The sequence below is a fragment of the Chthoniobacterales bacterium genome (genome assembly GCA_036569045.1).
GTDB lineage: Bacteria > Verrucomicrobiota > Verrucomicrobiia > Chthoniobacterales > JAATET01 > JAATET01.
This window is the reverse complement of record DATCRI010000029.1, coordinates 24,506-44,999: the sequence shown is the minus strand read 5'-3', so window position 1 is coordinate 44,999 and position 20,494 is coordinate 24,506. Positions and strand designations below refer to the sequence as shown.

General features: G+C 64.9%; 21 protein-coding genes. 18 read left to right on the top strand and 3 right to left on the bottom strand.

Going from position 1 to position 20,494, the window contains the following annotated elements; genetic code table 11:
• Positions 1–8: 8 nt before the first annotated feature.
• The 18 genes from VIM61_06245 (at position 9) to VIM61_06160 (ending at position 16,962) form a co-directional block, all read left to right on the top strand.
• Positions 9–2,021: a hypothetical protein gene (locus tag VIM61_06245; protein HEY8899994.1), complete on the top strand. Its 2,013-nt coding sequence runs from the start codon at positions 9–11 to the stop codon at positions 2,019–2,021.
• Entirely contained in the window at positions 2,018–2,932 is a 915-nt protein-coding gene (locus VIM61_06240) for a putative capsular polysaccharide synthesis family protein (GenBank protein ID HEY8899993.1), read from the top strand. The genes VIM61_06245 and VIM61_06240 overlap by 4 nt, the downstream gene beginning before the upstream one ends.
• Positions 2,929–3,306 carry a hypothetical protein gene (locus VIM61_06235; GenBank protein ID HEY8899992.1) on the top strand — a complete coding sequence of 126 codons (378 nt, stop codon included), beginning with the start codon at positions 2,929–2,931 and terminating at the stop codon, positions 3,304–3,306. The genes VIM61_06240 and VIM61_06235 overlap by 4 nt, the downstream gene beginning before the upstream one ends.
• A complete protein-coding gene (locus VIM61_06230; protein HEY8899991.1) occupies positions 3,303–4,196 on the top strand; it encodes a putative capsular polysaccharide synthesis family protein in 894 nt (297 codons plus the stop codon). Before VIM61_06235 ends, VIM61_06230 begins: the two co-directional genes overlap by 4 nt.
• On the top strand, positions 4,193–4,480 hold the full coding sequence (locus VIM61_06225; protein ID HEY8899990.1) for a hypothetical protein: 288 nt from the start codon (positions 4,193–4,195) through the stop codon (positions 4,478–4,480). Before VIM61_06230 ends, VIM61_06225 begins: the two co-directional genes overlap by 4 nt.
• 13 nt (positions 4,481–4,493) lie before the next feature.
• Positions 4,494–5,342, top strand: a complete 849-nt coding sequence (locus VIM61_06220; GenBank protein ID HEY8899989.1) for a glycosyltransferase family 2 protein — start codon at positions 4,494–4,496, stop codon at positions 5,340–5,342.
• A gap of 6 nt (positions 5,343–5,348) precedes the next feature.
• Positions 5,349–6,179, top strand: coding sequence for a hypothetical protein (locus VIM61_06215; GenBank protein ID HEY8899988.1), 831 nt, complete (start codon positions 5,349–5,351; stop codon positions 6,177–6,179).
• Entirely contained in the window at positions 6,176–7,246 is a 1,071-nt protein-coding gene (locus VIM61_06210) for a glycosyltransferase family 4 protein (protein ID HEY8899987.1), read from the top strand. The genes VIM61_06215 and VIM61_06210 overlap by 4 nt, the downstream gene beginning before the upstream one ends.
• Before the next feature lie 8 nt (positions 7,247–7,254).
• Complete coding sequence (locus VIM61_06205) at positions 7,255–8,235, top strand: hypothetical protein (protein ID HEY8899986.1); 981 nt, start codon at positions 7,255–7,257, stop codon at positions 8,233–8,235.
• A complete protein-coding gene (locus tag VIM61_06200) occupies positions 8,232–9,107 on the top strand; it encodes a hypothetical protein (GenBank protein ID HEY8899985.1) in 876 nt (291 codons plus the stop codon). Before VIM61_06205 ends, VIM61_06200 begins: the two co-directional genes overlap by 4 nt.
• Positions 9,104–9,910 (top strand): glycosyltransferase family 2 protein, encoded by an 807-nt coding sequence (locus VIM61_06195; protein HEY8899984.1) that lies wholly within the window; start codon positions 9,104–9,106, stop codon positions 9,908–9,910. The genes VIM61_06200 and VIM61_06195 overlap by 4 nt, the downstream gene beginning before the upstream one ends.
• Positions 9,907–11,022, top strand: coding sequence for a hypothetical protein (locus tag VIM61_06190; protein HEY8899983.1), 1,116 nt, complete (start codon positions 9,907–9,909; stop codon positions 11,020–11,022). The genes VIM61_06195 and VIM61_06190 overlap by 4 nt, the downstream gene beginning before the upstream one ends.
• Entirely contained in the window at positions 11,019–12,128 is a 1,110-nt protein-coding gene (locus tag VIM61_06185) for a glycosyltransferase family 4 protein (protein HEY8899982.1), read from the top strand. Before VIM61_06190 ends, VIM61_06185 begins: the two co-directional genes overlap by 4 nt.
• Positions 12,125–12,940, top strand: a complete 816-nt coding sequence (locus tag VIM61_06180) for a sulfotransferase domain-containing protein (GenBank protein HEY8899981.1) — start codon at positions 12,125–12,127, stop codon at positions 12,938–12,940. Before VIM61_06185 ends, VIM61_06180 begins: the two co-directional genes overlap by 4 nt.
• On the top strand, positions 12,931–14,088 hold the full coding sequence (locus VIM61_06175) for a glycosyltransferase family 4 protein (GenBank protein HEY8899980.1): 1,158 nt from the start codon (positions 12,931–12,933) through the stop codon (positions 14,086–14,088). Before VIM61_06180 ends, VIM61_06175 begins: the two co-directional genes overlap by 10 nt.
• Complete coding sequence (locus VIM61_06170) at positions 14,085–15,086, top strand: glycosyltransferase (protein HEY8899979.1); 1,002 nt, start codon at positions 14,085–14,087, stop codon at positions 15,084–15,086. Before VIM61_06175 ends, VIM61_06170 begins: the two co-directional genes overlap by 4 nt.
• A complete protein-coding gene (locus tag VIM61_06165) occupies positions 15,083–16,159 on the top strand; it encodes a glycosyltransferase family 4 protein (GenBank protein ID HEY8899978.1) in 1,077 nt (358 codons plus the stop codon). The genes VIM61_06170 and VIM61_06165 overlap by 4 nt, the downstream gene beginning before the upstream one ends.
• Before the next feature lie 92 nt (positions 16,160–16,251).
• The gene (locus VIM61_06160) at positions 16,252–16,962 is read left to right on the top strand and encodes a pectate lyase (GenBank protein HEY8899977.1); all 711 of its coding nucleotides are present in this window, start codon (positions 16,252–16,254) and stop codon (positions 16,960–16,962) included.
• Positions 16,963–16,998: 36 nt separating this feature from the next.
• Here VIM61_06160 and VIM61_06155 read toward each other — a convergent pair whose 3' ends face one another.
• The 3 genes from VIM61_06155 to VIM61_06145 are packed head-to-tail and all read right to left on the bottom strand — an operon-like array spanning position 16,999 to position 20,446.
• Positions 16,999–19,314 carry an MlaD family protein gene (locus VIM61_06155; GenBank protein HEY8899976.1) on the bottom strand — a complete coding sequence of 772 codons (2,316 nt, stop codon included), beginning with the start codon at positions 19,312–19,314 and terminating at the stop codon, positions 16,999–17,001.
• Positions 19,311–19,820 (bottom strand): paraquat-inducible protein A, encoded by a 510-nt coding sequence (locus tag VIM61_06150; protein ID HEY8899975.1) that lies wholly within the window; start codon positions 19,818–19,820, stop codon positions 19,311–19,313. The genes VIM61_06155 and VIM61_06150 overlap by 4 nt, the downstream gene beginning before the upstream one ends.
• Entirely contained in the window at positions 19,817–20,446 is a 630-nt protein-coding gene (locus VIM61_06145; GenBank protein HEY8899974.1) for a paraquat-inducible protein A, read from the bottom strand. The genes VIM61_06150 and VIM61_06145 overlap by 4 nt, the downstream gene beginning before the upstream one ends.
• Between the last annotated feature and the right edge of the window lie 48 nt (positions 20,447–20,494).

Below are 20,494 nucleotides of genomic sequence, written 5' to 3'. Positions count from 1 at the left end.
GTTCGGATATGCCCTCCTCCTCCGCATCGCCCGGCACCCGGAATTATTTGCCGAAGCTGGCCCGCGTCTTCTCGCTCGGCGAACGCCTGATTTCCTTTCCGCCCCGGCGCGGCGTGATGGGGCCGGCCATCGCCGCGTTTGGCGCCAAACGCGCGGTCGGCGTAACCTTTCTGCCCACCGTTTCGGATCCCGAGGTGCTGGCCGATCTCGTTTATCGCGCGAGCTGGTATCTCAGCCCCGTGAAGGACAAGCTCCGGAGCGTGACGATTCCCGTGAAGCCGGGGATGGGTGCTCAGGAGGGCCTGCCCGCCTACATGGACGAGGAGATCGCCGCCTGCCGGACGCGGTTGCGCAATCTTTTCACCTTCCGCGAAGTCGAGGGGATCGACGACGAACGCGCGCTCGTTGCCGAAGCGGACATCGTGCTTGTGTGGGACTCCAAGTTGTGGGATCCGCCGAGCCGGCTGACTTCCTACGGCGTCTTTCGCCGCGGGGGACGCACGTTTTTCAACGTCGATCGGCAGACCTATGCCCGCGAGGCCTCGACGTGGCTGGATGTGCCGCGGCTGCTCGGCGCCTGCCGGAGCGCGGTGATCGCCGAATGTCGCCAGAAGTTCGCCGACATGGCCGCGAAGATCGGCGGCGGCCGGCGCGCCTACGTCTTCGGCACCGGCCCGAATCTCGAGGAAGTCGCCGACGCGGAGCTGCTCGACGGCGTGCGGGTCGTATCGAACAGCCTCATTCGCAACGAGCGATTGATGGGCAGGATTCGGCCCTCGATCGTGTGCTGCGGCGATCCCGTTTTTCACGCCGGCTGCTCCGGCTACGCGGCGGAGTTCCGGCGGAATCTTCTCGATGCGATGCGGAAATATCCGCTCTACGCTGTGGTGCCGATCACGCACTACCCGTATTACTGCGCCCATTTTCCGGAGGACGTCCTCCCGCGCATCATTGGCGTGCCGATCCACAAGCTCGGCAGCTTCAATTTCGATCTGCTCGAGAATTACCAGGTCAACCAGACCGGTAACATCCTCACGATGCTCATGCTGCCGGTTGCGGCGACGCTCGCCCGCGAAATCTGCATCGGCGGATGTGACGGTCGCTCGGACAAGGGCCAGACGTATTTCTGGAGCCATCACGCGCCCTCGCAGATCGCGGACAAAATGGATGCCGCGAAGGAAGCGCACCCCGGCTTTTTCAACATCAGCTACACCGATTACTACGACCAGCATTGCGAAACGCTCGAGCTGCTCATGCGGGAAGGGGAACTGGCGGAAAAGATCTTCCGCAACATCACGACGTCCTACGTGCCCGGTCTCGTCCGACGCGATTTCATCCGGCCGGTCGAGGTGAAGCGAGGGGACCGGCCCGTCGTTTACACATTCTGCGCGCCGATCGATGGAAAGATTCCCGAGCACGAGGCCGCGCTGGTGAAGCTCTGGCAAGAAAGCTGGGAGGCCAATGGATGGGAGGCCATCGTGCTCGATGAATCCTCGGTGCGCGTCGATCAGGAAGTCTCACGCATGCTTCTGGCCTACCGCGATCTGCCGAGCATCAACCGCCGCAAGCTCGACTATTATTGCTACGTGCGCTGGCTCGCCGTTGCCCAGGCGGGCGGCGGCTTCATGTGCGACTACGATGTCGTGAACTACGGGTTCACCCCGCGTCCTGCCGGCCGGCTGGCGCTCTACGAACGCAGCGTGCCGTGCCTCGTGAGCGGCACCGCGGCGGAATACGAACGCGTTGCGCGCTTTTTCGCAGCCTATGCCGTGGCGCCGGATGACCGGTTGCAGGGCAAGCTGCACGTTTCCGACATGATGATTCTCACGAAGAACACATGGATGTTCGAATCGCTGGCCGGTTGTGCGGAGTTCGGTCGCCCAGGCTGGGAATCCGCCGGCGCGGTGCATTTCAGCAACCTCAGCATGAAGTCGCGGTCGCTCGTTCCACGGCACGATCACATTCCGAGCCTGCGGCCCTTTCCGCGGGTTGCGGCCGCGCCTGGTTCCCCCGGTCAATGATCCCGAATCTCTTCTGCGTCCATCAGGTCGGCAAGGTCGGGTCCACCAGCCTTGTCCGCAGCCTCGAGCAAATCCTGCCCGGCGAGACGATCTACCAGACGCACGTGCTCAGCGAAGCCGGCGTGCTGGCGATGATGCAGGCCTGGCTCGATCATCCGCTCGCGCCGGACGTGAAGCTGCACGATCACATCGTCAGCAGTATCGAGCTGCGCCGGCGCCTCATGCATCCCGGCTTGCCGGTAAACTGGTATCTTTTCAGCGCTGTGCGCGAACCGGTCGCTCGCAACATCTCGGCGTTTTTCCAGAACCTCAACTGGCACTGGATGCACGAGCTGCCAGCGGGGACGCGGGGCGTCTGCGAGCGAATGCTTGGCACGAACGCCTCTGCCGCCGAGGTCGATGACGAGGAAATGGCGGCGCTGATCCAGGACCTCCTCGCGCTTTTCAAGACCCGCTACCACGGCGAGAAATATCGCGCGTGGTTCGACCGCGAGGTGCGAAGCGTCTTCGGAATCGACGTCTTTGCGGAGCCGTTCCCGACCGAGGCCGGTTACCGGATCTATCAGGCCGGGCGCGTGCGTCTCGGCGTCTTTCGTCTCGAAGACCTGCGCGGAGTCTTCCGCCGAGGAATGGCCGAGTGGCTCGAGGGGTCGGGTTTCTCGGTCACACCGACCCATGGCGAGGCCTTCGAGCGCGAGCGCGCGAATGACGGAACGACCAAGTCCTACGCGCGCCTCTACCGCGGGTTCATCGACGCTTTTGCGCTCGAACCTCGCGATCTCGAAGCCATCTATCAATCCCCCGGCGTGCGTCATTTCTATACCGACTCGGAGATTGCGGAGTTTTCCCGCAAGTGGTCCGGAGCCGGGGAGGCTTCGGTGATTGGCGCCCCGGCCGGTTCTGTTCCATGAGTCCCTCGACGATTCTCCTTCTGTCGCTTGGCGGGAGCCTGGTGATCTCCGCGTTGATGCTGGTGGTCTTTGGGCTGTTCCTGCGGGCGCACTTCACGAAGCTTCTTCGCGAGAGCGAACGCCGGATCTACGGCCAGCTCAATGGCGAGGACGGCTTGCGCGCGCGCATCGAGCGATTGGATCGCGCCCACGGCCGTCTGCTCGAGGCGAGGGAGGATCTCCGTCGACAGGGGAAGGAGCTTGAAAAGCAAAGGCGCGCGGCCCACGCCCTCACGCAGGTCGCCCGGGGATTGACGCAGACCTCGATCCAGAATCTGGAACGGTTTCAGGAGGTCGATCGCCGGATCCACGAATTGAAGACGCCCGAGCCGTGAGTTCCTCGATTCTTTGCGTCCATCAGGTCGGCAAGGTGGGCTCGACCACCGTTGCCCATGTGCTCCAGCGCATGTATCCCGATCGCCGGGTGCACCAGACCCACGTTTTCGACGAGGTCGCGCTGCTGAAATCCCTCGTCGCATGGATGGATCATCCCGATTCGCCGCGCACCAAGCTCTCGGATCATCTCGTCAGCAGCGTGGAACTGCGCAAGTTTCTCGGCGCCGGCGGACTCGTTCGCGACTGGTGGATGATCTCGCTCGTGCGCGAGCCGATGGGCCGGAACGTCTCCGCCTTCTTCCAGAATCTGGACCGCAAATGGATCTTCCGCCTCTCCGCCGAGGGGCGCCGGATCTGTGAGCGCGTGCTGAAGCCTTCGGTCGCCTCGGATGCGCCTGTCACGCCCGCCGAGAACGACCTCCTCGTCGGCGAGTTGATCGAGCTTTTCAAGACCCGGTGGCGCGGCGGCCTCTACGATCGGTGGTTCGATCGCGAGCTGCGCGGCGTTTTCGGCATCGATGTCTTCGACCGGCCGTTCGATCGTGAACAGGGTTACCAGTTCTTCCAGCGTGGAACGACGCGACTGATGCTGCTTCGTCTCGAAGACCTGCCGCGAGTCTTCCTGCCGGCGCTCGAGAAATGGTTTGCTGGTTCGGAGTTCGCTGCCGGTTTCGATCGATCCTTCTCGCTCGAGCGCGAGCGCTCGAACGACGGCTCCACGAAGGCCTACTCGGACCTCTACCAGAGCTTTCGCGAGAAATTGCGAATCGACGCCCGCCAGCTCGACGCAATTTACAGCTCGCGCGTGGCCCGGCATTTTTATTCGGACGAAGAGATTGCGGGATTCCGGGCGCGCTGGAAAACCCATGCGGAGGCGTCGGCGTCATGATCTGGATCATCCTTCTCGTGTTCCTCGCCAATGCCGGACTGACGGCCGCGGCGGTGTGGTTTGTCTTCCGGCGCGCCGATCAGCGTTTCGCGGCACAGGCGACCCGCACCCGTGCGCTGCACGACTCCCTCATCGGCAGGATCGCTCAGCTCGAGACTGCGCTCGAGCGCGAGACGAACGCCGCCCGACAGGCTGAACAGAATCTCGCCAAGGTCATGAAGTGCCTGGCGACCGGAGCGATTCGCGAACAATCCGACGACCCCGGCGAGGAGCCCGGTTTCTAGCGAGGGACCATCCATGCTTCCCAAAATTTCCGTCATCACGCCGACCTACAATCAGGCGGAGTTCATCGAGGAGACGCTTGCCAGCATCGAGGCGCAGGCCTACCCGAATCTCGAGCACATCGTCGTCGACGCCATGTCGACCGACGCGACGCCCGAGATTCTCGCGCGCTGGGCGGACCGCCTGCCCATGCGCATCCTTCGCGAGAAGGACCGCGGCCAGAGCGACGGCATCAACAAGGGCGTTCGCCTTGGAACTGGCGAGATCACCTGCTGGCTGAATTCCGATGACCGCTTTCGGCCGGGCGCCTTGCTGACGGTCGGCGAGACCTTTCGCGACAACCCCCGGGCCGGCGTCGTCTTTGGACGTGGGGCGAAGATGGACCGCGACGGCCGCGAGATCTACACCGTGCCGTTTCGCCCCTTCAATCGGCGCCATCTCAGGACTGCCTACCGCGTTGTGCAGCCGGCCATGTTCTTTCGTCGCGACCTGTATCTCGAGATCGGTGGCCTCAACGAGGATCTCCACTATGCGATGGACTGGGACCTCCTCATTCGCCTCGCGGCGAAGTGCGACGACGTCGTTGCCATCGAGGAGACGCTTGCCGAGATCCGTTACTACGACGACACGAAGACCTCGACCGGCGGCTGGAAGCGCATGCGGGAGATCGCCGAGATTGGGCGGCATCACAACGGCCCGCTCGATTTCAACTTCCTGTCCTATCGCATCCGCACGGCTGTCGGACGGCTCGATTCCCGCCTTGCGGAGAAGGTTACCGACGAAGTCTTGCGGCGAATCGTCTTCCGCTCCACTCCCGTGATGGTGCAGGGCTGGCCGCGGCAGTTCGAGTCGCGCTCTTCATAACGCCGGATGCAAACAGGGGTTCTTTACATCGCGACGGGGCGGCGACACGTCGGCGAAATGCTCGTGTCGGCGCGTTCCGTGCGGCGGCACATGCCCGGCGTTCCGATCATCGTCTACACGGATCAGGCGGATCTGCCGGCCGATGTGTTCGATGAAGTGCGACCGATCGCGAACCCGCGCCATTCCTTCATCGACAAGATCGCCCCCCTTTGCGACACGCCGTTCGAGCGCACGATCTTCCTCGATACCGACACGTATCTCTGCGCCCCGGTGCCCGATCTCTTCGAGATCCTCGACCGCGTCGATCTCGCGCTCGCCCACGCGCCCTATCGCCACGATCGCCCGTTCGTGACGCCAAACTGCTTCCCGGAGCTGAATACCGGAGTGCTGGCCTACCGCCGCTCGCCGGAGATGAATGCGCTCTTCGAGGACTGGCTGCGGCTCTACGAGAAGGAGGTCGCCGAGACGGGAAAGATGGACAGCGACCAGCCCGCTTTTCGAGAAGCCCTCTATCGCTCGCCGCTCACGTTTTCCGTGCTCCCGCCCGAATACAATCTCCGCACCGTCATGCCTGCCGCGGTCGGACGGTGCAGCGTGCGCATCATTCACGGGCGCGGCCCGAAGATGGAGGAACTCGAGCGATGGGTGAACGCGAGCCATGGCATCCGCATGTTTTATCCGAGCGCATTGCAGCTCACCGCCCGGCATTTCGGCATTCTCTCCGCGCCGGGCCGTTGGGTGGGGGGATTGATCCACGCGGCGGTCTCTCCCTTCGTGCTCGCCGAGCAGGTGCTGCGGTTCGTGAAGCGGCGAATTTTTTCCAGCGCCGGCCGGTGAAGATCGCCTTTGTTTATGCGGGTGGGCGCGAGGCCCGGTGGCCGGCGGCGCTCGAAGGTCGGGTGCCGTCCGATTTTTTTTACGGGGCCGTGGAGTTCGCGCGAGCAGGCCACGATGTCGTCTGCATCGACGCTCCGGAGCCGCGCCGCTCGGTCCTCGCGGGGATCTACAACCGGCTTTTCGATGCGCGCACCCCGGTGCGCACACGAGGCGAGCATGTCGTCGCGATCGGCCGCGTGCTGGGGCGATTGAAGGCCGTGGATGTCGTGGTTGCCGCTTCGACCTCGCACGCAAACGCCCTCGCGCTCTGGAAGCTGCGCGGCTTTCTCCGAGCTCGGATCGTCGGAATCCACTGTGGTCTGGTGAATTTTCCGCTCTGCGGGGCGCGTCAGCAGGCGACGCAGCGGGTAATGCGCGACCAGGAGGTCGTTCTGTTTGCCGATGCCGAGCGGGCCGAGACGATCCGGCAGTGCGGGGTCGCGCCGGAGCGGGTGCACGCGAATGCGTTCGGCGTGGATGTGAATTTTTGGACGCCCGTCCCGCGCGAGCCGGAGTTCGTGCTGGCGGTGGGTAATGACGGCCGGCGCGATTACGCGACGCTCGTCGCGGCGGTGAAGGATCTTTCCGTTCCCGTTAAGATCGTGACCGGGAGACCGCTGCCCCCCCTGCCGGCCCACGTCGAGCATCTGCGCGGCACCTGGCACGCGCCGGCGGTCACTGACGAGGAGTTGCGCGAGTTGTATCGGCGCGCGTTTGTGGTCGTCGTTCCGCTCGAGGATGCGATCCAGCCTTCCGGACAAAGCGTCGCGCTGCAGGCCATGGCGTGCGGTCGCCCGGTGATTCTGTCCCGCACGCGTGGATTGTGGACCGGGGAGGACTTTGTCGACGGGCGCGATCTTTTTCTGGTGGACCCCGGTTCGTCCGACGCTCTCCGGACAACATTGCAACGCCTGCTGGACGATCCAGCGCTTCGAGCGCAGGTTGGAGCCTCGGCTCGCGAGGCCGCCTGCCGGCATGGTCGGATCGACGATTTTTCCCGCCGATTGGGCGCTCTTTTCCTTCCCTGATTTTTTTGATGTTTTTTTCCAAACCCAAACCCACGCTGGCCATCAGTCTCGTGCCTCCGCGAGCCTCCTGGGGTGGCGCGGGCCACTTCGTTTCGCAGCTCTCGAACTGCATGTGGCGTCGTGGCTGGCGCGTTGTCTTCGACCTGCGGGCCGACCCGGATGTCGTCCTGGTGATCGACCCGCGGAGGGACCATCCCGCGAAGAAGTTCGGCCTTCCGGAGCTCGAGCGATTCCGCGAGGCGAACCCGCAGGTGCCGATTTTGCATCGCATCAACGAGTGCGATCAACGCAAGGGCACGGCGGATATCGACGATTTGCTGCGCCGCACGAATGCTCTCGCGGACCACACCGTTTTCATCTCGCAGTGGCTCAAGGAATACTTCGTCGAGCGGTGGTATGATCCTGCCCTGCCTCACGAGATCATCTACAACGGGGCCGACTCCCGCGTGTATCACCCGATCGGCAATCACCTCCCGGGGCCGGGTGAGACGGTGCGTATCGTGACCCACCATTGGTCCGACAACTGGCTGAAGGGCTACGACATTTATCAGCGGCTCGACGAGTTGATCGCGGCCGGTGAACTGCCCGGCGTCGCGTTCCGCGTGATTGGGCGCTGGCCGAAAGAGATCACCTGGAAGGCGACGGAGACATTCGGTCCGATGGTCGGGGCCCCGCTCGCCGCAAAGTTGCGGGAGTGCCATCTTTACCTCACCGCATCGCGGTGGGAGCCGTGCGGCATGCATCATGTCGAGGGTGCGCAATGCGGGCTGCCGCTCGTGTATCACGAAGATGGCGGCGGGATCGTCGAGGCCGGTGAGCGCTACGGCATCGGTTTTCGCGACGATGTGGCGGGCGCGGTGCGCAAGGCGGTCGACCGGCTGGGCGATCTCCGGCACCGGTTGCTCGAGCGATTGCCTTCGGGAGAGCGCATGGTCCTCGATTTTGCGGACACGATTCAACGGCTCGTCGTCGAGTCCGGACGCCTGTGAATACCTGCATCCTCATTTCGACCTGCGAGAAGTATCGCCCGCTGATGGAATTCACGCGGGAACGTCTGCGCGAGTTCTGGAAAGACGCACCGCCGCTGCGCCTGTGCGGTCTCGGGGGCGATCCCATGGCCTTGCCGCTGCGCGACGATCCGCGCGACTGGATGAAGGTGACCCGGTCCGCGTGCGACGACCTCATTGCGGACGGCTTTTCGCAGGTCTACCTGATCCTCGAAGACCATCCTCCGCTTGGCCGCTGCCACGCGCAGCATCTCAACGAGACCCTGCCGGCGATGATGAAGGAACTCGGCGCGGTAAGCATTTCGTTGTCCGGCTATGGCCAGGGGCGCGCGTTGCAGGGAAATATCGTCCGCTGGCGGGATTGGGAGGTCGATCGTTGCGACCCCGAGGTCCTCTGGAAATACCCGCTGCATCCCGCTCTCTGGAGGGTCGACGCCCTGCGCGAGCTGCTCGACCGGTTGATTGCATGGCTGCCGGAGACCGAACACACGCCATGGGCGTTCGAGCGTCGGGGCGGTTCGAAGGATGCCGGACTTCCGCCGGAACTTACCGCGCATTGTTATCGCATCGAAGGGAGCTCCCACGCCGCGATGAGGTATCCCGACCTGCTGAATCGCTTCAAGGGCACGACGGACCTCTACCGCTATGCCGTGCGGACGCTCGCCGGAGACAAGGCGCGCGCCGCGATCGACGACCGCATTCTCGGTGTCCATCACTACTACCACGGCCCGTATCCGCTGATCTGGAGCGGGCTCATGCGCAAGGGCGTCATCAATCCCAATGCGTTGTTCTTCCTCTCGATCGTTGGCCGCAAAGATTGGATCGAGATCCTCGAGCCGCTGAAGTTTGCGTGAAGATTGTCGGCATCATGCTCGTGCGCGACGAGGACCGTTTCGTCGAATGGGCGATCCGGAATGCCATCGACTTCTGCGATGAATTTCTTGTGTGCGACCACGAGTCGCAGGACGAGACGACCGTCATTCTTGGGCGGCTGACCCGTGAGTTCGGGCGCAAGTTGGTCGTGCGTCGCTGCCGTGACTCCGGCGAGTCGCATCGCATGATTCAGGCCTACGCCGGCACCAATACATGGGTGTTCGGCGTCGACGGCGACGAAATCTACGATCCTGCCGGCCTGCGGCGAATGCGGGCTCGTCTCGAGGCTGGTGAGTTCGACGCGTGGTGGGCCGTCTTCGGAAATGTGTTGAACGTGAAGCGGCTCGATTTCGCGGGCGTGATCGCCGACGGCCATCTGGCTCCGCCGTGCCGCAGCATGACAAAGCTCTACAACTTTGCTGCCATCGATGCGTGGAACGGGAAGATCGTCGAGCGACTGCACGGTGGCGAGATTCGATTCCGCTCCGGCTTCGATGCGACGAAGCGCCTGAATCTGCACGACCAATCGACCTGGGCGGACGCGGATTTTCGATGTCTGCATCTTTGCTTTCTCGATCGTTCGTCGCGGGACGCCGGAAAGGTCACCCCCCGGCGGAACATCATGGATCGTCACGCCTGGAGCCTGGGGAAGCTGGTCGCTCGCGTTCGCGCGGCGATCACGGGACGTCGCGCTGAGGATTGGAAGGAGCAGAAATATGCGCGGGGGCCGCTCGTCACGGAATCGATCGCCGCGTTTCTCTCGCCAGCCATTTCCGGATCGTGAGGCGCGTCGGCTTCATTGTGAACAGCCGCGTGCCGGAGCTGGCCTCCCTCGCGCGAGGCATGCCCCCGCATCGGCTCCTTACCGGATGGGACGACGCGGGATCGCCGATGAGTTTCATGCGCTTCCGGGCGCTCGCTGCGGCGCTTCGGGATGTCACGTCCGCTCCCCGCTACGAGCTCTACCGGCCCTGGCGCCGCTATGCAGCGGTCGTGTTCCTGAAATCGATGGGACCGCATTGTCTCGCGCTTGCCCGCCGACTGCGCGCGGCCGGCACGAAGGTCATCTTCGAGGCAAACGTCGATTATTACACGCGATTCGAGGGCGCGGCCCGGCTGGACGCCATGGTCCCGACATCGCAGCAACGGGCCGACGCCATCGCAATGACGGCTTTCGCCGATGGCGTGATCGGATCGTCGCGTCATCTCACCGAAGTCTGCCGGGCCTATAATCCCCGGGCCCGATGGGTGCCGGACAATGTCGACCTGGGGCTGTGCCCGACGACGGTGCAGCGGGAGCCATTTCGCGAGGGACGTCTGCAGGTCTGGTGGAGCGGGATGGCCGCGAAGTTGTTCGAGTTTCTGGCCGCGGAGGAGGCGTTTCTCGCGCGAGCCGATCGGATCCATTTGCAGCTCGTCACCGACGATGTCGCCACCGCGCGGAGCCGTTGGCCGGCCGAGGTGCGAGAGCGCTTCGAGCGGTTCCTCGAACGCGTGCCGCATACCTTTCATCGCTTTCGCGACGTGCGGGGACTGCTGGAGCTGTATGGCGCCGGCGGGGTGATCGTGTCGCCACGCTTCCTGGATACGCCCTACAATCAATCGCACACCGAGTGGAAGATCACTCTCGGCATGGCGTGTGAGCTGCCGGCGATCGCGAGTCCGGTTCCCAGTTACATCGACGCCGCGCAGCGCTCGTCTTCAGGTGCGATTGCGATCGCGGAAAGTTCCGCGCAATGGCTCGAGGCTTTTGACAATCTCCTCAGCGACGAGACCGCCCTTCGGCAGGCCGGCAGAGCGGCGCGCAACACGGTGAGCGACCACTACGAAACCCGTGTCGTGGCCGCGCAGCATGCCGCGTGGGTCTCGGAAGTCTGCGATCGCGAAACGGAATGAAGCGGTGCGCCTTCTTCTTCCGGATCGGGGAGTTTTCGCTGATCAATGACGCCGTGCTCGCTGGCCTGCGCGCCGAATTTTCCGAGCTCGAATGGACCGTAGTCGACGTGGAGCGCGACATCGTGGGCGCAAACCCGGCGCTGTGGCTGCGGGCGACGGCCGAGTCCGGAGTGCGCTACGGTGGCCGGATTCTTCGGCAACGCCAGCCGCCGCGGGACTTCTTCCCGCGCATTCCCGTCGTGCTGGAAGGGGTGCGCAAATGGGTTCGGACGAGGGTCGATCCGGCCGACACGGCGCTCATCTTCCAGACGCAATCGCTCTTCGACGCGCGGCACCCCGGAGTGCCGCATTTTCTTTATACCGACCACACGTATCTCGCGAATCTCCGCTATCCGGAGCCGAAACCCTTGTTGCCCGTGCCCGCGGCCTGGCGGCAAATGGAACGCGAGCTCTATGCCGGAACGAACTGCAATTTCGTGTCGAGCGGGTTCGCGGCGCAGTCCGTGATCGAGGATTATTCCGTGCCTTCGGAGCGCGTGGAATGTGTCTTTTCCGGATGCAATGTGGCCGGTGCCGACGGCCTCGAGGCTGGCGAGCGAAGCGGCCGGGTGATCCTGTTTGTCGGGGTGGATTGGGAGCGCAAGGGCGGCCCCGAACTCGTCGCCGCATTCCGTGCGGTGCGGGCGAAGAACCCCGACGCGGAGCTGTGGATCGTGGGATGTTCTCCGACGATCACGGAGCCCGGGGTGAAGATTTTTGGCCGGCTGGATCCCGGCCGTGTCGCGGAGTGCTACCGCGCCGCGGATGTCTTTTGCCTGCCGAGCCGCATGGATCCCTCCGCGTCGGTGCTGGCCGAGGCTGCGTCCTACGGACTGCCGGTCGTTGCCACGCGCGTGGGCGGGAATGCGGAACGCGTTGCCGACGGCGTCACTGGCCTGCTCGGCGCGCCGGAAGAACTCGCCGGGCTTTTGGAACGTCTGTTGCGCTCTCCGGAGTTGCGCCGCCAGTTCGGCGAGGCCGGTCGGCGCATGGTGAGCGAGCGCTTCACCTGGCCGGCGGTCTGCGGCAGGATGGCGACGAGAATGAGAGCGGAAGTGAATTCATGAGCCGGCCCCCGGATCTGCGATTTGAAATCGAGAAGGCGTTTCGTCTCGCCACGGCGCCGCTGCGTCCGCTTCCGTCGTTCGTCATTCCCGGCGCGCCGAAGTGCGGCACGTCGACGCTCTACGAATTTCTTGTGACGCACCCGCAGGTGCGGCGCGGCCAGCGCAAGGAGCCCACGAACTTCGTGCACTGGCCGGGAAGCCGGCTGCGGGCGGCGATGAATTACCCGATTCGCTGGCCCGGAGCGAAGTTCCTCGTCGGAGACGGCAGTGTGGAATATTTCGCGAATCCCGTGGCGCCGCGCGAGGTGCGCGATGTCGTGCCCGACGCCCGGCTGATTTTTCTGTTCCGCGATCCCGTCAAGCGGGCGTGGTCCGACTTCCAGATGTTTCGCAAGTTCGGTTCGGACAGGGCCGATTTCTCCGCGACGGTGCGGAGCGCGATGCGCTGGCTCGACGATCCGACCGTGCTGCCGATCGTGGACTCCGCTGCGCGGCAGGCCTGGCACCCCGCCCGTTACGTCCTGTGCGGCTGGTATGCGAGGGCCGTGGAGCGGTGGCTGGAGGTGTTTCCTCGCGAACAATGTCTCTTTCTCGTCAGCGAAGAGTTTTTCGCGGATCCGCTGGCGATCACGAATCGCGCGATCCAGCACATCGGGTTGCAGAATGTGCCGTTGTCCTCGCTGCCGATTGCTCGCGAGGGTGATTACAAGGAGTGGATGCCGGCGGAGACCGAGGCAGAGTTGCGCGCCTTTTTCGCGCCGCGTAATGCCGAACTCGCGCGACTGCTGGGCCGCGATCTGCCATGGGCGTGAAGATCGTCGAGCCGGTGTCCGCGTGGGAACGCGCGCGGCACGAGGCGGTCGCCGCGGCGCGGCTGGCGTATCACGCGCCAGGTCGGGCGACCTTTCGTCGGCGCCTGCAGGCCCTGCCGCCGAAAGCCGGCGAGGGTATTCATCCGAACTTCGGATGGATCGAGCCGCCGGTGCGTGAGAACGAGGCCCGGATCGGCGGCGGCGTGAAGCTCGCGCATCTGCGGGACCGATTCGGCGAAGCGCGCGAGGGGTTCAACGTCCTCTATCTCGTGAGCAGCGTGCTGCATCTCGTGCCGCACGTGGAAGAGCTGGTCGCGTGGGCGAAACGGCGAGGCATTCCCGTGGTGTGGAATCAGAACGGCGTCGCCTATCCCGCGTGGAGCGGCACGCAGTATCCGTGGTTCAACGAACCCATGCGACGACTCATCGCGCAGGCTGATCACGTCGTTTATCAAAGCGCGTTCTGCCGGGATTGCGCGGATCGCTACCTTGGCCCGGTCACGGCGCCGGCGGAGGTGCTTTGGAACCCCGTCGACCTCGCGGTGTTTTCGCCGGCGTCGTCCCCACCGCCTCCGAATGTCTGGGAGCTTCTTGCGATGGGGACGAATCACTCGTTCTATCGCGTGCGCGCTTCGCTCGATGCCCTAGCCGCGCTCGTGCGTCGGGGGGTGTCGGTGCGACTGACCATTGCCGGGGAGTTTCGCTGGCCGGATGGCGATCGCGAGGTGGCGGCGTATGTCTCGCGGAGCGGACTCGGCGATCGCGTGCGGCTGTTGCCGCGTTTCACGCAGGCCGAGGCGCCGCGGCTTTACCGGCAGGCTCACGTGCTGCTGCATCCGAAATACAAGGACCCGTGCCCGACGGTGCCGATCGAGGCGATGGCCTGCGGCCTCCCGGTGATCGGCTCGCGGAGCGGCGGAATGCCGGAGCTCGTCGGCGAAGAGGCGGGGCGACTGGTCGAGGTGCCCGATGACTGGACTGGCGACCACGCGCCCGATCCCGAACAGGTTGCCGAAGCGGTGACGGCAATCATGTCCCGGCACGGCGAGTTTGCGAAAGCGGCTCGCGAACGAGCGACGGCCAGTTTCGATCGCGTGAAATGGGTGGATCGCCACGCGGAAATTTTTGCGGGATTGCTGGCGCGATGAAATCCCCGGCGGTGACCGTGCTGCTGCCGGTCCATAACGGCGCACGTCATTTGCCCGCGGCGCTGCGCAGCGTGTTGCGGCAGAGCTTCTGCGACTTCGAGCTGCTGGCGATCGACGATGGCTCGACGGATGAAACCCGGAAGATTCTGGAGTCCACGGGCGATCCGCGCGTGCGGGTGCTGCATCATCCGCAGAATCTCGGTCTGGTCGCGACGCTGAACCACGGGCTGGCGGAGGCGCGGGGCGAGTGGATTGCGCGGCAGGATGCCGATGACCTGAGCGCGCCGGGACGACTGGCCGCGCAGATGAGCTTTGTGCGAGGAAATCCGGCGGTTCCGCTGATCGGTGCAGACGCGCTGCTCATCGACGAAGCCGATCGGTATCGCGGTCGCTGGCGCACCGGCGGGCACGCTGACCTCGTGGCGTGGGACCTCTGTTTTCGGGCGCCGTTTGCGCATGGCAGTGTGTTGTTTCGACGGGGAATCATTGCCGATCGACTGGGCGGCTACCGGGATCGCCCGGCCTGCGAGGATCTCGATCTTTGGGCGCGCGTGGCCGCGGAGTTTCCGGTGGTGACGCTGCGGCAGCCGCTCGTGAAATACCGGCTGCATTCCGCGTCGATCATGGCCGGAGCGGAGAAGAGCGGGGAGCGCGTGGCGGCGGTGAGACGAATCTTGGAAGACCACATGGCTGCAATGGCCCCGGGTCTCGGTGGGCAGGAGCGAGGCGCCATTGCGGAGGCCTGGGCCGGAGATCTGCCCGCGGATTGGGAGACGTATTTCGAGGCGGTGAAGGCGCTGGAGTGGGGTTTCCTGCGGGGACGAAGAATGGGCGCCGGATTTGCCCGCCTGCGCGCCGAGCAGCATTACTCCCTTTTTTATCGGGCCTGCCGAGCGGGTGCAGGGGGGGCGTTCCTGCGGGCGCTGGCCCGTTACGATCGGGCCAGCCTGCCTCGGATGCCCTGGGTGCGAATGGCAGCCGCGACGGTGCGCAAATGAAGTTTTGTTTCCTCTCGAGTTACGCGCATCTGGCGCTGGATCCATCGACCGATCGCGTGTCGGGCGGCGCGGAGTTGCAGGTGGCGCTGCTGGCGCGGGAACTCGTGCGTCGCGGCCACGAAGTGGTGATCATTGGCGGCGACTGCGGACAGCGCGACGGCCTTGTTTTCGAGGGAGTGCGCACGCGCAACGGCGGCCGGTTTCAGACCGGAGGTCTGCTCGATACGCTGCGGGCGGTGCCTCGGGTGGTTTCGCTGCTCCGCGATGAGCGACCTGACTTCGTGCTCATTCTCGGATGGACGACGTGGCTGTATCTTCTGCACCGCGTGCGCGTGCCCGGGAGCCGGCTCGTGTTCATTTGCGGACTCGATACCGAAGTGAACGGCGAGTTTCGTCGGGAGAATCCGCTTCGAGGCGCCTTCTTCGAGGCCGGCGTGCGCGGGGCGGACCGGCGTTTCGCCATGAGCGATTACCAGGGGGCGCAGTTTGCCCGGCAGGGGCTGTCCTGCGGACTGTATCGCAATCTCATCCTGCCGCGCCGCTCGGAGCGGCCGACGGAAAAAGCGATCGACCTGCTGTGGGTCGCTCGCTGCCAGCCGATCAAGCAGCCGCACCTTTTTCTCGATCTCGTGACGCGCATGCCTGCGGCGAAATGCCGGATGATCTGTCCGCGGGAGGATGTGGCCTTGTGGGAAGCCGTGGCGGCCCGCGCGAAGGGTCTCGCCAACCTCGAGTTCATCGAGCGCGTTCCTTATCACGAGATCCAGGCGCATTATGATGCGGCGCGGATTTTCGTGAATACGTCCTCCTTCGAAGGCTGGCCGAACAGCTTCATCCAGGCCGGACTTGGCACTGCGGCCCTGCTTTCGCTGGCGGTGAACCCCGACGATCTGTTCGAGCGATTCGCGCCGGGACGGTTTGCCGATGGCGATTTCGAGACGCTGGTGAAGGGCGCGACGGAGCTCCTTGGTGATCCGCAAGCGCTGCGAGATGCGCAGGCGGGATGCGCCCGCTTCGTTGCGGAGTTGCACGACAATGCGCGTAACGTGGATCTCTTTCTCGCGGGACTCTAGGGAACGCCGAACAGTTTGAATGCCGATTGGCCGGGATCGCTCCCGGCCATTTTTGTTTTTGCGAAGGCCCCGGTCGCGGACGATGAAGGGAAATGCGGTATTTGCTTTTTCTCCTGCTGGCTCTGCCCGCAATTGCGGCCCCGGATGCCTCCGTCTTCGATCAGAAGCCGAAAAAAACGCGGAAGTTTAATGCGATCCAGTATTTCGCTCAGAATGGCCGGACGGTGAGCTTCGGTGGAGACGCGTTGAAGTGGACCGGGGAGGGCGACTGCTCGCAGAACGAACACATGGAGCCGGTGATCTCCGTGCAGGGCGAGGGCGTGACGGTGCGCAACGCGGTGGTGGTCGAGGCGCCGGACGGCATCCACGTGAGCGGGAAGAACGCAGTGATCGAGAACGTGATCTTCCCGAAAGTGTGCGAGGACGCGATCACCGCCAATGGTGCGGACAATCTGATCATCCGCAATTGCGCGTTCCGCGGCGCGAAGGACAAGGCGATCCAGCTCAATGCCGGGAAGAACATCGTGATCGAGGACTGCTATTTCGAGGATTGCGTCAAGCCGGTGCGGGTGAAATCCGGCGTGACGGTGACGGTGCGAAACAACGTGAGCCGGAAGTCGACGGTGTTCGTGCTGGCTGACGGAGCGGGAGCCCGCGCGATCGTCGAGCACAACGACGTGAAGGACAGCAAGTGGTTCGCGAAGGCTCAAAAGGGAGCGGTCATCGAGCTGGCGCCCAATTCGACCTCTCGGATCGAAAAGCCCGACGCCGCGGAGAGCGGCGGGGTCGTGACGAAGCGCTGATGTGATGAAAATGCCGCCGAGCACGCAGATGGCGGCCTAACGCGAGGGAAGGGCCGGGGCCCACTCCAGCCATTCGCGACGCGGGGTGGCGTTCAATTCGAACTCGTGGCCGGGCTCGACGGTGGCGCCCATGTTCGGCGCGTTCGGCGTGGCAAAGGCGATGCCCCCGCGGGCGAGGGCGTCGAGCGAAGCGGTCTGCACCTTGATCGCGAAGAAGCCGAGCGAGGCGCGGATGCCGCCGGCGTCCCAGAATTTCGTGTTCGCCCGGATGAGGCTGGCGTAGAGCGGATTGATCATCACGGCGAGGGAGACCTTGCGGGCGTCGGGCGAAAGGGATTTGCGGGCGACCTTGCCGACCTCGATGCCGCGATAGGTCACGGGCGCGTTCACGGCGATGTTCGTGCGGGCGGTGGTCACCGTGACTTCGAAATCCGATTCCGCTTCCTCCTGGAACTCGGCCTTTGCCGGGGTGACGGCGGAGAAACTCTCCGCGAGACGGCCGCCCGGGGCGGGCACGCACTCGATGTAGACGCCGCTGACGACGGTCTCGACGCCGGATACGCCATTCAGCGAGACGTCGAGGCGAACGATGGAGAAGTCCGAGCCCTCGCGGCGGAGGAAGTCGTAGCCGGCCTCGAAGCGCACGGTCGCCTGCACCTTGCCATCCCTGGCGCGGACGGCCTCGACGATACCGACGGGCACGCCAAGGTAGCGGGCCTGCGTCTCGCCCGCGAGAAGTCCCTGGCCGTTTTCGAACGTGATCTGGATCGCTGGCGAAATGGCGCGGGCGAACTTCTCGGAGGCGAAGAGATCGAAGGTCGCGCCATTTTCGGCGACGGGCTCCGGAGATCCGAAGACGTCGAAGGCGAGGCCGCCCTGAAGGAGGGTCTGGAGGCTGGCAACGTCGATCTTCAGCACGCCGGGGCCGGCCTGCGCGGCGGCCGGCGGCACGGACCAGAATCGCGCGTTTCGAGCCAGCGCTGGGGCGAAGTTGCGACGGATAACCACATCGAGGACTGGCTCGCCCTTTGCGTCGATGGATTTCGCCTTCACCGTTCCGGCGAGGAGGCCGCGGTAGAGGACGGGGGCGCCGGGCGCGAGATTCGGCAGCGTTTTCGCACGCAGGGTGATGTGAACGCCCGATTTCTCGGACTCCGCGGTGTCGAGGCCGTCGTCCGAGATGGTGTGGCCGGCGAAGGTCGTGGCGATTTCTCCGGCGGGACCGGGTTCACAATCGATGTAGGGGCCGCCGATGAGGGTCTCGAGGCCCGAGACGCCCTCCAGCGAGATGCGCGGACGGATGAGCGTGAAGGTGGTGCCGGCGGGATGAAGTTTTTCGAAGTCGGGGTGGAAGCGAACGACGGCGTCCACCGTCGCGCTGGCGGTGTCGAGCCGGGCGGACTCCAGGGTGCCGACGACCACGCCGAGATGGCGGACCTCGGTCTGGCCGGCAACGAGGCCCTGGCCGTCGCGGAAGGTGATGTGCACGGGCTCGCCGGTCGCGCGGGCGATGGAGGCGTCCGGGTAGAGGGTGAACTCGGTCTCGTCCGGGACCTCGGCGCCTGGCACGCCGAAGATATCGAATTCCACGCCGCCGAGGAGGATTGCCTTCAGGCCGAGCATGTCGAGTTTCACCCCGCCGGGGCCGACCCGGATGGATGTGGCGGGCACCGGCCAGAAGCGGGCATTGTTGCGGACGGTGGCGGCGAATTCCTTCTCGATGAGCGCGCGGAGGAAGGGATTCCCGGACGCGTCGAGAGCCTTGTCCTCGATCACGCCGACCTGCACGCCGCGGTAGAACACGGGCGAGCCGCGGTCGAGGAACGGGATGTTCGAGGCGCGGAGCTTCAGGATGAGTGCGGGGGATTCCAGCGGCGTGACCGGCACGCGATCGCGGCCCTCGAAATGCGTGGTCGGCGCGCCGCCGCCTAGGCGGGCCTGGAGGGAATTGCCCTGGATGAGCGCGTCGAGGCCCGAGGTTTCGCCGAGGCCGACGACGGGCTGGTCGATCCAAAAGACGGTGCCTTCGCTGGCCAGCGCGGCGGCGAATTCCTTGAGGCGCACGGTGAGCACGACCTTGTCGAGAGTGGCATCGAGCCGCGCATGGGTGACGGTGCCGGCGACGACGCCCCGATAGAGGAGGGGCGTTTTTCCGGCCTGGATGCCGGGAGCGCTCTCGAAGACGACCTCGATTTCGGGGCCGTTCGACTTCCAGTTCGTCCAGAAAAGCCACGCGGTGGCCGCGGCAGCGAGCACGGGAAAGAGCCATGCCCACGAGATACGCCAGCCCGGCCGGGTCACGATCTGGCCGTGGTCTTCGGGTTCCCTCTCTGCCCTGCTCTCTTCGTTCATGTGGTTGCTTCTCTGGTCTGCCAGATCTGGCGCGAGTTGTAACTCTCCGAAGCGAAGAGCGTGCAAACGAGCACCGCGGCAAAGAACAGCCCGCCTGGCTCCGCCTGCACACTCGCCAGTGCGCCGAGCTGTCCGACGGCCGCGAGAATCGAGAGGAGAAACACGTCCACCATCGACCAGCTCCCGACCGTGTGAACGATGCGACGAAGGGCGCCCCGCTGTCGCTGCCAGCGCGGGCTGCCGTGCATGAGCAGCAGCCAGCTCAGGCACGCGAGCTTGCAGAAGGGCACGACGATGCTGGCGAGAAATACGATGCCCGCGATGGGCCACAGGCCGGAATCGTAGAGTTCCTGGACGCCGCCGAGCACGGTGAGCGGCTCCACGTCGCCCACGACGGTCATGGTCATCACGGGAAGGACGTTTGCCGGCACGTAGAGAATGAGTCCGGTGACGACGAGGGCCTGCGCGAGTTGCAGGCGATGGGAGTCGGCGCCGCGCGTGCTCATTCGAGTTGTTTCAGACGACGCTCCACGAGGTCTCGGTCGAAGAATTGCGACGTGAGCAGAGAGCAGAGCGACAGCAGCACGATCCACAGCGCTCCCTGCTGCCACGCCACCGTGCCGAGCATGTCGAGTTTCACGACCGCGACGACGGTGGCCACGGCATAGACCGGAACGAGGTTCCAGCCTTCCATGATCTCGCAAACTTTTGCCACACCGTGCAGGGCGGGCCAGCGCAGTCCCAGGCAGCAGGCGGAGAGCACGTAGCATGATGCGGCGAGGTGAATGGCCGGGCCGGCGATTCCCGCGACAAAGACCAGCGCGGCGACCGGCCAGTAACCCTGATCGAGCAGGCCGGCGACGCCGGTGACGATGAGGTTGGATTGCGTGTTTCCCGCGACATCGAAAGTGAGCACGGGCTGCACGTTCGCGAGGAGCACGAGCATCAGCCCGGTCGCGGCAAACGCCCATGCCCGCTGGAGCGAGCGCTGGCCGGAGGATTTCTTCACCCGCACGCCGCAGCGGCGGCAGAAGAGTGCGGCCCCGGGCGGCAGGGGGCGATCCCGGCAGGCGGCGGCGCATTCCGGGCAGGCGATCCAGGTGTCGAGAAGCTCGGATTCCCTGGAGGCCATGCCCGTGAAAATAACAGTGTGAAGCCCTGTGTGGAAGAACGCTTGCAT

Coding starts and splice junctions, on each gene's coding strand:
- VIM61_06245 (HEY8899994.1), top strand. CDS start 9: ATGCCCTCCTCCTCCGCATCGCCCGGCACCCGGAATTATTTGCCGAAG.
- VIM61_06240 (HEY8899993.1), top strand. CDS start 2,018: ATGATCCCGAATCTCTTCTGCGTCCATCAGGTCGGCAAGGTCGGGTCC.
- VIM61_06235 (HEY8899992.1), top strand. CDS start 2,929: ATGAGTCCCTCGACGATTCTCCTTCTGTCGCTTGGCGGGAGCCTGGTG.
- VIM61_06225 (HEY8899990.1), top strand. CDS start 4,193: ATGATCTGGATCATCCTTCTCGTGTTCCTCGCCAATGCCGGACTGACG.
- VIM61_06220 (HEY8899989.1), top strand. CDS start 4,494: ATGCTTCCCAAAATTTCCGTCATCACGCCGACCTACAATCAGGCGGAG.
- VIM61_06215 (HEY8899988.1), top strand. CDS start 5,349: ATGCAAACAGGGGTTCTTTACATCGCGACGGGGCGGCGACACGTCGGC.
- VIM61_06205 (HEY8899986.1), top strand. CDS start 7,255: ATGTTTTTTTCCAAACCCAAACCCACGCTGGCCATCAGTCTCGTGCCT.
- VIM61_06185 (HEY8899982.1), top strand. CDS start 11,019: ATGAAGCGGTGCGCCTTCTTCTTCCGGATCGGGGAGTTTTCGCTGATC.
- VIM61_06180 (HEY8899981.1), top strand. CDS start 12,125: ATGAGCCGGCCCCCGGATCTGCGATTTGAAATCGAGAAGGCGTTTCGT.
- VIM61_06175 (HEY8899980.1), top strand. CDS start 12,931: ATGGGCGTGAAGATCGTCGAGCCGGTGTCCGCGTGGGAACGCGCGCGG.
- VIM61_06170 (HEY8899979.1), top strand. CDS start 14,085: ATGAAATCCCCGGCGGTGACCGTGCTGCTGCCGGTCCATAACGGCGCA.
- VIM61_06165 (HEY8899978.1), top strand. CDS start 15,083: ATGAAGTTTTGTTTCCTCTCGAGTTACGCGCATCTGGCGCTGGATCCA.
- VIM61_06160 (HEY8899977.1), top strand. CDS start 16,252: ATGCGGTATTTGCTTTTTCTCCTGCTGGCTCTGCCCGCAATTGCGGCC.
- VIM61_06155 (HEY8899976.1), bottom strand. CDS start 19,314: ATGAACGAAGAGAGCAGGGCAGAGAGGGAACCCGAAGACCACGGCCAG.
- VIM61_06150 (HEY8899975.1), bottom strand. CDS start 19,820: ATGAGCACGCGCGGCGCCGACTCCCATCGCCTGCAACTCGCGCAGGCC.
- VIM61_06145 (HEY8899974.1), bottom strand. CDS start 20,446: ATGGCCTCCAGGGAATCCGAGCTTCTCGACACCTGGATCGCCTGCCCG.